Genomic DNA, 11,097 nt, shown 5'->3' on the forward strand with positions numbered 1-11,097 from the left:
AACGAAGAAGCCCCGGTCCGAGGACCGGGGCTTCTTCCTTGCAGAGCGGACAACGCGACTCGAACGCGCGACATCCACCTTGGCAAGGTGGTGCTCTACCAACTGAGCTATGTCCGCAAGCGCCGTAAGGCGAGACCTACTATACCCAACCTCGCTCCCGTGCGAGACGCACTGCCGTGTGCCGGTTCTCGGCGCCGAGCTTCGTGGCCGCCGAGGATAGGTAGTTGCGGACGGTTCCCTGGGAGAGCGAGGCCCGCTCCGCGATCTCCGCGATCGGCGCCCCGTCCCCCGCCAGCTCCAGCACTTCGGCCTCCCGGACGGTCAGCGGGGAGTCCCCGGCGCTGATCGCGTCGGCCGCCAACTCCGGGTCCACGTAACGGCCTCCGGCGTGCACGGTCCGGATCAGCTCGGCCAGCCGCTGCGCCGAGACCGTCTTCGGGGCGAAGGCCCGCACCCCCGCGGCCAGGGCGCGCTTGAGGTGGCCGGGGCGGCCGTGACTGGTCACGATCATCGTCCGGCAGCCGGGGAGTTCGGCCCGCAGGGATGTGGCGACACTCACACCGTCCGCCCCCGGCATCTGCAGGTCCAGCACCGCCACGTCCGGCCGGTGCGCCCGCGCCATCGCCAGGGCCTCGGGGCCGGACGCCGCCTCGGCGACGACCAGCAGGTCGTCCTCCAGTGCCAGGAGCGCGGCCAGCGCCCCGCGGATCAAGTGCTCGTCGTCGGCGAGCAGTACGCGTACGGGGCTCACGCCCGCACCTCCAGTCCCTCGAGCCGTCCGCCCGGTATCTGCGCGCGGAGCCGGAACCGGCCGTCGCCGACCAGCCCCGCCTCCAGCGTCCCTTCCAGCACGGCGAGCCGTTCCCGCAGCCCGGCCAGTCCCGAGCCGGGCGGCCCGGCAGGGGCCGCCGGCGCGCCGTCGTTCTCCACCACCAGCGTCACGGGGCCGCTCTCCGGAGCCGTCAGCCGGATCCGGCAGCGCTGGGCGTCCCCGTGCCGCAGCACGTTCGTCGTGGCCTCGCGGACCACCCAGCCGAGCGCCGACTGGACCTCGGAGGGCAGCTCCCGGTCCGGCCGGAAGTCGACCCGGCAGTCCATTCCGGCGGCGCTGAGCACCCCGCGCGCGCCTTCCAGCTCGACCGCGAGGTCCGCCTCCCGGTAGCCGCGCACCACGTCCCGCACCTCCCGCTGGGACTCCCGGGCGATCCGCTGGACCTCGATCATCTGCTCGACCGCCTCGGGGCGTTCGCGCCGGGCCAGCTGGACGGCCAGCTCGCTCTTGAGGGCGATCACGGCCAGGTTGCGGCCCATCACGTCGTGCAGGTCGCGGCCGAAGCGCAGCCGTTCCTCGGCCACCGCCAGCCGTGCCTGGACCTCGCGGGAGCGGTCCAGCTCGTAGACGGTCCTCAGCAGCCAGCCCGAGAACCCGCAGGTGGCGCCGAAGAACAGGCCTCCCAGCAGCACGCCGACGGCGTACCCGAGCGCCTTCCCCGCCGGCATCCCGAGGCCCAGGGCGGCCAGCCCGGTGGCGACGGCGGCCGCCGCCGCGACGTACCACGTCCGCCGGACCGACTTCAGGCACAGGACGAGCGATCCGGAGGTGAACCAGGCCAGCCCCGCCACCATGGTCGGTGCCACGGTGGCCTCGGACCCCCCGGTGGTGCGCAGGGTGAGGACGGCCAGGATGCACGCCGCCGTCACCAGGGCGGTGGCCACCGCGAGCCGGGTGGGGCGTTCGCGGCGCCCCACCACCCAGTGCAGCGCCCGTGAGGTGAGCACCCCGCACAGGACCGCGTGCGCGCACATCATCAGGAAGAGCGAGAGGGGCACCACGAACGAGGTCCGCTCGGCGGCCGCGGCGGCCAGCGGGGTCAGCCCGAAGGAGATGATCTCCAGGAACGCGAAGAGGTAGAACGACCCCCTGGTGTACAGCTCGACCTTCCCCGCGGTGCTGCGGTCCTTCCACCACCCGGTCAGCTTCGACACGGCCCTGTCCCCCGACTCGTCCTAGCGCCGCGGTTCCCAGCGGAACCACCGCTGGACAGCAAACACGCTGATCACGATCCAGGCCAGCGCGTTCAACCCGGCGCCCAGCAGGTCCGCGCCCTCGGCGCCGCCGCTCCAGCCGGCCCGTACGAGGGTCATCACCCCGCTCAGCGGCAGCAGTTCGCAGAGCGAGGCCGCGAGGTCGGGCAGCGAGTCCGTCGGCGCGAACAGCCCGGAGCCGAGCACGGTCGCCAGGAACAGCGGCAGCGTGGTGAGGCCGGCCGTCTCCACGGTGCGGGTGAAGGAGCTGGTCACCGCGGACAGCGCGGCGAGCAGGAGGAGGCCGGCCAGGACGGCCGCCGCGAGGAGCAGCGGGTTCTGCGGCATGCGCACGTCCAGGGCGAGCGCCCCGGCGACCGCGAGGACGGCGATCTGGCCGAGGGCCAGGCAGGCGGCGGGCAGCGCCGTCCCGGCCAGGATCTCCAGGTCCCGGGCCTCACCGGTGCGCAGCCGCTTGAGGACGAGTTCCTCGCGCCGGGCGACGTAGGCGGAGACCAGGTTCATGTGGACGACGAGGAGCAGCACCATCCCGATCCCGCCGGTCAGGGTGGCCTCGCCGACGGCCGCGGCTCCTTCGACGCCGCTGAGGGAGGAGCGCAGGACGAACACCATCAGCAGCGGCATCATGAGCGCGACGCCGAGTGCGGCCCGGTTGCGCACCAGCAGGGTGAGCTCGAAGCGGCCGAGCGCGGTGATCCGGCGGGCGTTCGGGGTGAGGGTGGTCATCGGGTCCCCGCCATCGTGTCGTCGTCGGTGCGGCCGCCGGCGCTCCGGCGGTTCTGGGCGATCTCCAGGAAGGCCTCCTCCAGGGAGGCGGACCGGGCGTCGAGCCCGCTCAGTTCCACGCCGCTCTCCCGGGCCCAGCCGAGCAGTTCGCCCAGGTCCTGCTGGAGGCGTGCGGTGCGGATCTCCACGCGCTGCCCGAAGGCGGCGGCCCGCAGTCCCAGCGGGAGCCGGGCCGCGGGCACCCCGGCGGGCAGGGTGAAGCGGATGCGGGCCGGCCGGGTGGCGGTCACCTCGGCCGGAGTGCCGCAGAGCACCAGCTCGCCCTCGTGGAGGATCGCGAGCCGGTCGGCGAGTTCCTCGGCCTCTTCCAGGTAGTGCGTGGTCAGCAGCACCGTGGTGCCCTGCCCGCGCAGTTCGCGCACCAGGGCCCAGGTGTCCCGGCGCCCTTCGGGGTCCATGCCGGTGGTGGGCTCGTCGAGGAAGAGCACCTCGGGCCGGCCGAGCAGGGCCAGCGCCAGGTCCAGGCGCCGCCGCTCGCCGCCGGACAGCTGTTTCACGCGTACGGAGGACCGCGCGGCCAGGCCGACCAGCTCCAGCACCTCGGCCGCCGGGCAGGCGCCGGTGGTGACCCCGCCCCACATCCGCACCGTCTCGGTGACGGACAGGTCCGAGGGGAAGCCGCCTTCCTGGAGCATGACCCCGGTGCGCGGCCGGACCTCGGCCCGCCGGGTGAGGGGGTCGAGGCCGAAGACGCGGACCTGGCCGCCGCTCGGGGCGGCCAGTCCCTCCAGCAGCTCGACGGTGGAGGTCTTGCCTGCGCCGTTGGTGCCGAGCAGGGCGAAGATCTCGCCGCGCGCCACGGAGAGGGAGATGCCGCGTACGGCCTCGAATCCTCCGGTGTAGCCGCGGCGCAGGTCCCGGGCTTCGATCACGGTGTCCGTCATGGCTCAAGCGTCGCTGCGGCCGGAGCGGGTCGGCAGTGCGCGCTGTCATGGCCGCGGATGACATTTGTCAGAGGGCCCCGGCGACGGGGGCGGACGGAATACGCAGAAGGCCCCGATCGCAATGATCGGGGCCTTCTGCTTACAGAGCGGACGACGCGACTCGAACGCGCGACATCCACCTTGGCAAGGTGGTGCTCTACCAACTGAGCTACGTCCGCAAGCAGTGCACTGCCGGAGCAGTACGTGCATCACTCTACCCGATCCACCGGAGTGGTCGGAAAGTCATGCAGAGCGGGTGACAGGAATCGCACACTGCGCCTTCCCTCTGGAAGAGGGATGTTCTGCTACTGAACTACACCCGCACGACCTCGGAGGCTCTGACCTGCGGCCTCGCCCCTCGGCGTGATCCACACCTTAGCCGAAGGGAGGGGGTGGATGGCAAATCGGCCCTCAGTGGGCCGCGTTGTAGGCCTCGTAGATCTTCTTCGGGATGCGGCCCCGCGGCGGCACGTCGTGCTGGTGGGACCGGGCCCACGCCCGGACGACCGCCGGATCGGGGGCGACCGAGGTGTGCTTGAAGGTCTTCCCGGAGCGCGACTGGCGGCGGCCGGCGGCGACGAAGGGCGCGAGGCCCTTCCGCAGTTTCTTTGCGTTGGCCGCATTGAGGTCGATCTCGTACGACTTACCGTCCAGGGCGAACATGACCGTTTCCGTCGCTTCTCCCCCGTCGATGTCGTCGGAGAGCGTCACCACTACGCGCTGCGCCACGGATATCGGTCCCTTCGTGCGACGCCGCCACCTGCATGACGTGCGGCGATGTCGCCTGTTCGGATGTTTTGGGGCAATGCAACTTTCGACCGGAATCCCGGTTGATTCCTTTGTACCTCGATTCCCATTGCATTGCGAAGCTCAGTTAATTCCCTCCGCGTGTCCCGCCGCAATGCCGGGTACGTGGTTTTCCTGGGGATTTTGCGAAGCGTTGGTGAAGCCGAAACGGCGCGGTGATCACGGCCGTCGGATATCTACCCGCGTAGAAATTTTGGCCGGGTACGCTGAGGGAACCGCCTTGCACCAACCACCTCATCGGGAGTGCCAGTGGCACGCGTCGTAGTCGACGTCATGCTCAAGCCGGAGATCCTCGACCCCCAGGGCCAGGCGGTGCAGCGTGCACTGCCGCGCCTGGGCTTCGAGGGCATCGCCGACGTCCGTCAGGGGAAGCGCTTCGAACTGGAAGTGGAGGGACCGGTCGACCAGGCCGCCCTCGACCGCATCCACAAGATGGCCGAAACGTTCCTCGCCAACACCGTCATCGAAGACTTCACCGTGAAGGTCGAGGCCTGACGGTGACCACTCGCATCGGAGTCGTCACGTTCCCCGGAACGCTCGACGACCGTGACTCGCTGCGCGCCGTCCGCCTCGCCGGGGCCGAGCCGGTCTCGCTCTGGCACCGCGACAAGGACCTGCACCAGGTCGACGCGGTCGTCCTCGCGGGCGGCTTCTCCTACGGGGACTACCTGCGCGCCGGGGCCATCTCCCGCTTCTCGCCGGTGATGGAGACCATCACCGAGCAGGCCAGGGCCGGCATGCCGGTCCTCGGCATCTGCAACGGCTTCCAGGTCCTCACCGAGGCCCACCTGCTGCCGGGGGCGATGCTCCGCAACAACCACCTGCACTTCATCTGCCGCGACCAGAAGCTGCGGGTGGAGAACGCGGGGACCTCGTGGACCGGCGACTACACCGCCGGCCAGGAGATCTCCGTACCGCTCAAGAACATGGACGGCCGGTACGTCGCCGACGAGCGCACGCTCGACGAACTGGAGGCCGAGGGCCGAGTGGCCTTCCGGTACCTGGACGTGAACCCGAACGGGTCGCTCCGCGACATCGCCGGCATCACCAACGCCGAGGGCAACGTCGTCGGCCTGATGCCGCACCCCGAGCACGCGGTCGAGCCGCTGATCGGGACCGGCGGCACCGACGGCCTCCCGTTCTTCACGTCGGTCCTGAAGAAGCTGGTCAGCGCATGAGCCTCGACACCGTCAAGAACGCCACCGAAACCCCGGACGCCTCCCAGCCCTGGAAGGAGCTCGGCCTCAAGGAGGACGAGTACGCCCGGATCCGGGAGATCCTCGGCCGCCGCCCCACCGGAGCCGAGCTCGCCATGTACTCGGTCATGTGGTCCGAGCACTGCTCGTACAAGAGCAGCAAGGTCCACCTGAAGCAGTTCGGCGAGAAGGCCCCCCAGAACGACGCCATGCTCGTCGGCATCGGCGAGAACGCCGGCGTCGTCGACGTCGGCCAGGGCTACGCGGTCACCTTCAAGGTCGAGTCGCACAACCACCCGAGCTACATCGAGCCCTACCAGGGCGCGGCCACCGGCATCGGCGGCATCGTCCGCGACATCCTCGCCATGGGCGCCCGCCCGGTCGCCGTCGTCGACCCGCTGCGCTTCGGCGCGGCCGACCACCCCGACACCAAGCGCGTCCTGCCGGGCGTCGTCGCGGGCATCGGCGGCTACGGCAACTGCCTGGGCCTGCCCAACATCGGCGGCGAGGTCGTCTTCGACGCCTGCTACCAGGGCAACCCGCTGGTCAACGCCGGCTGCATCGGCGTCATGAAGCACGAGGACATCCACCTCGCGCAGGCCTCCGGCCCCGGCAACAAGGTCATCCTCTACGGTGCCCGCACCGGCGGCGACGGCATCGGCGGCGTGTCCGTGCTGGCCTCGGAGACGTTCGACGACTCCAAGCCGACCAAGCGCCCCGCCGTCCAGGTCGGCGACCCCTTCCAGGAGAAGCTCCTCATCGAGTGCACCCTGGAGATCTTCAAGGAGAAGCTGGTCGCGGGCATCCAGGACCTCGGCGGCGCCGGCCTGTCCTGCGCCACCTCCGAGCTGGCCTCCGCCGGCTCCGGCGGCATGCGCGTCGAGCTCGACACCGTCCCGCTGCGCGACGCGACGCTCTCGCCCGAGGAAATCCTCATGAGCGAGTCGCAGGAGCGCATGTGCGCGATCGTGGAGCCGCAGCACGTCGACCGCTTCATGGAGATCTGCGAGAAGTGGGACGTCATCGCCACCGTCATCGGTGAGGTGACCGACGGCGAGCGCCTGGAGATCTTCTGGCACGGTGAGCAGATCGTGGACGTGCCCCCGGGCACCGTCGCCCACGAGGGCCCGGTCTACAACCGCCCCTACGCCCGCCCCGAGTGGCAGGACGCCCTCCAGGCGGACGACGCTGGCAAGCTGCCCCGCCCGCAGACCTCCGAGGAGCTGCGCGCGCAGGTCCTGGCCCTGGTCTCCTCCCCGAACCAGGCCTCGAAGTCCTGGGTCACCGACCAGTACGACCGCTTCGTGCAGGGCAACACCGTGCTGTCGCAGCCCGAGGACGCGGGCATGGTCCGCATCGACGAGGAGTCCAACCTCGGCGTGGCCATGGCCACCGACGGCAACGGCCGCTACGCCAAGCTCGACCCGTACACGGGCGCGCAGCTGGCCCTGGCCGAGGCGTACCGCAACGTCGCCGCGACCGGCGCCAAGCCGCTGGCGATCTCCGACTGCCTGAACTTCGGCTCCCCGGAGGACCCGGGCGTCATGTGGCAGTTCGCCGAGGCCACCCGCGGTCTCGCGGACGGCTGCCTGGAGCTGGGCACCCCGGTGACCGGCGGCAACGTCTCGCTCTACAACCAGACCGGCGACGTCGCGATCCACCCGACCCCCGTCGTGGCCGTGCTCGGCGTGATCGACGACGTCAACCGCCGCACCCCGATGGCGTTCGCGGAGGCCGGCCAGCTGCTGTACCTGCTCGGTGACACCGCCGCCGAGTTCGGCGGCTCGGCCTGGTCCCAGGTCGTCCACGACCACCTGGGCGGCCTGCCGCCGAAGGTGGACCTGGGCCGCGAGAAGCTGCTCGCCGAGATCCTGATCTCCGCCTCGCGCGACGGCATGATCGACGCCGCGCACGACCTGTCCGACGGCGGTGTCATCCAGGCGCTCACCGAGTCCTGCCTCAAGGGCGGCAACGGCGCGCGCGTCGTGGTCCCCGAGGGTCTGGACGCCTTCACGTTCCTCTTCTCCGAGTCCGCGGGCCGCGCCATCGTGGCCGTCCCGCGCAGCGAGGAGCTCCGCTTCACCGACATGTGCGGTGCGCGCGGCCTGCCGGTCGCCCGCATCGGCGTGGTGGACGGCGACGAGATCGAGGTCCAGGGCGAGTTCAGCCTGCCCCTGGCCGAGCTCCGCGAGGCCCACGAGGCGACGATCCCGGCCCTGCTGGCCTGATCGACGCCAGACAACAGGGCCGGGCCCCGTACGGATTTTCCGTGCGGGGCCCGGCCCCGTCACCGCTCGAGAGGCCGTTGCGATTCCGTGGCACGAGCGCCGTATCCGCACCCACGAGGGCTCCGCATACTGACCGCGTGAGCATCGTCAAGCACCTGCCGGACGCCGCGATACCCGACGGCGGCGCCCCTCACTGGCACGTCAAGGACGCCCAGCGCTGGCTCGACGCAGGCGTTGCGGCCGTCTTCGCCCCGATCGCCGTCGGCTGGATCCTCGCGCCGCTGGTGGTCCTCGCGATCGTCCTCGTCGCCTGGAACGACCCCGGTACCCCGGCACACGGCACCACCTGGGCCGGATACGCCCCGGCCGTCCTCCTGGTGTCCCTCCCCGCCTGGTACCGGTTCCTGCCGGCCGCCACGCTCGTCTCCACGCCCGTGATCGCCGCGGACGCCGTGCGCAACCTGTACGCCCTCGATCCCGCCGACGGCCCCGGCCGGGTCGGCGGGGCGCTGATGCTGGTCCTGTGCGCCTGGGCGTTCGCCGGGTCCGCGCTGCGGATCCGCTCGCGCAGGCGCCGGCGGGAGCTGTTCCGCACCGCCGTCGGGGACGCCCGTGCGGCGATCCCCGAGCACCTGCCGAGCGGCCACCGCCGGCGCGGACGGGCGCTCGCCGCCGCCGGGGCGGGACTGTGCCTGGCCGGGGCCGCGCTGCTGGTGTGGGGGCTCGTACGCGACCTCGGCGCGGCTGCCGGGGAGCCGTACGACGCGATCGGCCAGCAGGTCCTGGCCATGGTGCTGCTCGCCCCCGGCGTCCCGCTGCTCGGCCGCGGCCTCACGGCGCGGCGCGCCGCCCGGCGGCTGCACGAGGGGCCCCAGCCGGTGATCCGCGTGGGCGTCCGCGAGCAGTGGCTCGGGAACTTCTGGCTGGTCGCCGACGCCGACACCACGACCGCCCCACCGCTGATCGCGTTCCGCGACCGCTTCGAGGACGGCTACCGCCACAGTGCCGAAACGCTCCTCGGGGGCGCGGAGAGCCGGCTGCGGAGGGATCACCACGACATCGACCGGCACGCCGAGCCCTACGAGGCGCTTCTGTACGGGGTGCCCTGCGAGGGGTCCGAGGTGGTCCTGCGCTACGCCGTCTACCGGGGCGACAGCACGATCACGGACGCCGTCCGCGCGGTGCCCCTGCTGCCCTTCCGCCGGCACCGCCTGCGGTCGTGGCGGCCGGCCGGCACCTCATTCACCCTCAGGCGGCGGGCCCAGGAGGAGAAGCGCAAGCAGCGCGCGGCGCAGCGGTCCAGCGGCTCGGGCAGTTCCTGCGGCTCCTCCGGCGGCTGCGGATCCAGCTGCTCCAGCAGTTGCTCCAGCAGCTGCGGTGGCGGCTGCGGCGGCGGCGACTGATCGGGCAGACTCCCGGCATGGCACCCAGGACCCGCAAGTACGACGACGCCAGGATCAGAGCGGCCGTGACCGCACAGTTCGGTCATGTCGGACGAGCCGTACGGGAGTTGCGCCCCGAGCAGCTGGAACGTCCCAGCGGGCTCGGGGACTGGACCGTCGCCGACCTCGCCGCGCACGTCGCGTGGATCGCGGACTCGCTGGCCGCCGGCCTCGCCCGGCCGCCCGCCGCGGTCCCCGAGCTGACCGCGACCGAATGGCCCTTCGCCACCGCCTCCCTCGCCGGGAAGATCTCCGAGGCCGCCCGGGAGGCCCTCACCGGCGCCCCCCTGCCCGAGCTGTACGAGCGGGCGGCCGCAGCCATGGCCGAGGCGCTCGCGGCGAACCCCGGCGGGCGCGTCCTCCAGCTGTGGATCGGCGACATGACCCTGGCCGACTTCCTGGTCACCCGGACCGTGGAGCTGGTGGTCCACACCGACGACCTGAACCGGGCCGCCGGACTGGACATCCCGATCGAGCGGCAGGCACTGGCCGCCTGCACGCGGCTGCTCGCCGACTCCCTCGCCCTGAAGGCCCCGGGCGGTTCGGTCGAGGTGCGGATCCCGCCGTTCGCCGTGGTCCAGTGCATCGAGGGGCCGCGGCACACCCGCGGCACCCCGCCGAACGTCGTGGAGAGCGACCCGCTGACCTGGATCCGGCTCGCGACCGGCCGTACGGCATGGGCCGAGGCGCTGGACGCGGCGCTCGTGCGGGCCGGCGGTGAACGGGCCGACCTGTCGGCGCTGCTGCCGCTGATGAGCTGAGCGGGGGCGCCGCCGTGGTGGAACCGACCGGAGATCCCGTCCGTCTCAGGGGCATGCGAATCCTCCGGCACGTCACCGTCCCCGCGGGGCTGGCCCTCGTCCTCGCGCTGGCCGCGGCCGGCTGCGGCCGGGCCGAGGAGCACGGCGCGGGCGCGGTCCTCCCCGACCCCGTCGGCCGCTGGGCCGTCGAGTCCCTGACCACGGGCGGCCGCACCCTGCACGCCCCCGCGGCGGCCCGCCTCGACCTCGGCGAGAAGGAGGCCAAGGGCAACTACGGCTGCAACGGCTTCACCGCCGCCGTCTCCTTCGCCGGCACCTCCGCCGTGACCGTGACCCCGGGCGCCACGACCACCATGGCCTGCGCGGACATGGAGTTCGAGACGGCCTTCGCCAAGCTGTTCACCGGGCGGCTGACCATCGACCGGGGCCCCGACCGGCTCACCCTGAAGACCGCCGACGGGAGCACGATCGCCATGACCTCGGAGCCGGTGGTCCCGGACGCGCCGCTCACCGCGGTCGAGTGGACCGTGCAGTCCCTGGTCAGCGGCGGGTCGGTGTCCTCGCTGCCCGCCGGGGCAGCCGGCACGGCGCGGTTCACCATCGCCGCCGACCTGTCCGTGAGCGGGACCCTCGGCTGCAACCGGTTCAGCGCCCAGGTCACCCGCGACGGCGACAAGCTCACCTTCGGGCCGCTCACCACCACGCGGATGGCGTGCGACGGCCCGGCGGGCGAGGTCGAGGCGAAGCTGACCGCGCTGTTCGCGAGCGGCCCGCTCCTCACCCGGATCGAGGGCCGCCTGCTGACCCTCACCGCCGCGGACGGCGACGGCCTGATCGCCGAGGCGGCGTCCGTCGTCGAATAGCGCGGCCGGACCACGGGCCGCCGGGGCGGGCGGCCGGACCACGGG

11 protein-coding genes and 3 tRNA genes are annotated in these 11,097 nt (G+C 72.3%); 6 read left to right on the forward strand and 8 right to left on the reverse strand.

Annotated elements, in window-relative coordinates:
* Positions 1 to 44: 44 nt before the first annotated feature.
* The 8 genes from AVW11_RS11560 to AVW11_RS11595 form a co-directional block, all read right to left on the reverse strand.
* Positions 45 to 117 (reverse strand) — tRNA-Gly (locus AVW11_RS11560).
* A gap of 22 nt (positions 118 to 139) precedes the next feature.
* A complete protein-coding gene (locus tag AVW11_RS11565; RefSeq protein ID WP_030839677.1) occupies positions 140 to 751 on the reverse strand; it encodes a response regulator transcription factor in 612 nt (203 codons plus the stop codon).
* Entirely contained in the window at positions 748 to 1,986 is a 1,239-nt protein-coding gene (locus AVW11_RS11570; RefSeq protein WP_076043936.1) for a sensor histidine kinase, read from the reverse strand. Before AVW11_RS11570 ends, AVW11_RS11565 begins: the two co-directional genes overlap by 4 nt.
* 21 nt (positions 1,987 to 2,007) lie before the next feature.
* On the reverse strand, positions 2,008 to 2,772 hold the full coding sequence (locus tag AVW11_RS11575; RefSeq protein WP_076043937.1) for an ABC transporter permease: 765 nt from the start codon (positions 2,770 to 2,772) through the stop codon (positions 2,008 to 2,010).
* On the reverse strand, positions 2,769 to 3,716 hold the full coding sequence (locus AVW11_RS11580; protein ID WP_076043938.1) for an ABC transporter ATP-binding protein: 948 nt from the start codon (positions 3,714 to 3,716) through the stop codon (positions 2,769 to 2,771). Before AVW11_RS11580 ends, AVW11_RS11575 begins: the two co-directional genes overlap by 4 nt.
* A gap of 145 nt (positions 3,717 to 3,861) precedes the next feature.
* Positions 3,862 to 3,934: transfer RNA gene (locus tag AVW11_RS11585), tRNA-Gly, on the reverse strand.
* Between the two features lie 72 nt (positions 3,935 to 4,006).
* Positions 4,007 to 4,078: transfer RNA gene (locus AVW11_RS11590), tRNA-Gly, on the reverse strand.
* Positions 4,079 to 4,166: 88 nt separating this feature from the next.
* Complete coding sequence (locus AVW11_RS11595) at positions 4,167 to 4,484, reverse strand: histone-like nucleoid-structuring protein Lsr2 (protein WP_030839686.1); 318 nt, start codon at positions 4,482 to 4,484, stop codon at positions 4,167 to 4,169.
* A 321-nt stretch (positions 4,485 to 4,805) separates the two neighbouring features.
* Here AVW11_RS11595 and purS point away from each other — a divergent pair, with 321 nt between their 5' ends.
* The 6 genes from purS to AVW11_RS11625 all read left to right on the forward strand — a co-directional run bounded on the left by purS (position 4,806) and on the right by AVW11_RS11625 (position 11,052).
* Positions 4,806 to 5,057, forward strand: coding sequence for a phosphoribosylformylglycinamidine synthase subunit PurS (gene purS, locus AVW11_RS11600; RefSeq protein WP_008740952.1), 252 nt, complete (start codon positions 4,806 to 4,808; stop codon positions 5,055 to 5,057).
* A gap of 2 nt (positions 5,058 to 5,059) precedes the next feature.
* The gene (purQ, locus tag AVW11_RS11605; protein WP_030839688.1) at positions 5,060 to 5,740 is read left to right on the forward strand and encodes a phosphoribosylformylglycinamidine synthase subunit PurQ; all 681 of its coding nucleotides are present in this window, start codon (positions 5,060 to 5,062) and stop codon (positions 5,738 to 5,740) included.
* Positions 5,737 to 7,986 (forward strand): phosphoribosylformylglycinamidine synthase subunit PurL, encoded by a 2,250-nt coding sequence (gene purL / locus AVW11_RS11610; RefSeq protein ID WP_030839690.1) that lies wholly within the window; start codon positions 5,737 to 5,739, stop codon positions 7,984 to 7,986. Before purQ ends, purL begins: the two co-directional genes overlap by 4 nt.
* Before the next feature lie 137 nt (positions 7,987 to 8,123).
* Positions 8,124 to 9,389, forward strand: a complete 1,266-nt coding sequence (locus AVW11_RS38015; RefSeq protein ID WP_076043939.1) for a hypothetical protein — start codon at positions 8,124 to 8,126, stop codon at positions 9,387 to 9,389.
* 17 nt (positions 9,390 to 9,406) lie between these two features.
* Entirely contained in the window at positions 9,407 to 10,189 is a 783-nt protein-coding gene (locus tag AVW11_RS11620; RefSeq protein WP_076043944.1) for a maleylpyruvate isomerase family mycothiol-dependent enzyme, read from the forward strand.
* Positions 10,190 to 10,242: 53 nt separating this feature from the next.
* On the forward strand, positions 10,243 to 11,052 hold the full coding sequence (locus AVW11_RS11625) for an META domain-containing protein (protein WP_076043940.1): 810 nt from the start codon (positions 10,243 to 10,245) through the stop codon (positions 11,050 to 11,052).
* Positions 11,053 to 11,097 lie beyond the last annotated feature (45 nt).

Source organism: Streptomyces amritsarensis (assembly GCF_001953875.1).
In the GTDB taxonomy this organism is placed as follows: domain Bacteria; phylum Actinomycetota; class Actinomycetes; order Streptomycetales; family Streptomycetaceae; genus Streptomyces; species Streptomyces amritsarensis.

Coding starts and splice junctions, on each gene's coding strand:
- AVW11_RS11620 (WP_076043944.1), top strand. CDS start 9,407: ATGGCACCCAGGACCCGCAAGTACGACGACGCCAGGATCAGAGCGGCC.
- AVW11_RS11580 (WP_076043938.1), bottom strand. CDS start 3,716: ATGACGGACACCGTGATCGAAGCCCGGGACCTGCGCCGCGGCTACACC.
- AVW11_RS11575 (WP_076043937.1), bottom strand. CDS start 2,772: ATGACCACCCTCACCCCGAACGCCCGCCGGATCACCGCGCTCGGCCGC.
- purL (WP_030839690.1), top strand. CDS start 5,737: ATGAGCCTCGACACCGTCAAGAACGCCACCGAAACCCCGGACGCCTCC.
- AVW11_RS11625 (WP_076043940.1), top strand. CDS start 10,243: ATGCGAATCCTCCGGCACGTCACCGTCCCCGCGGGGCTGGCCCTCGTC.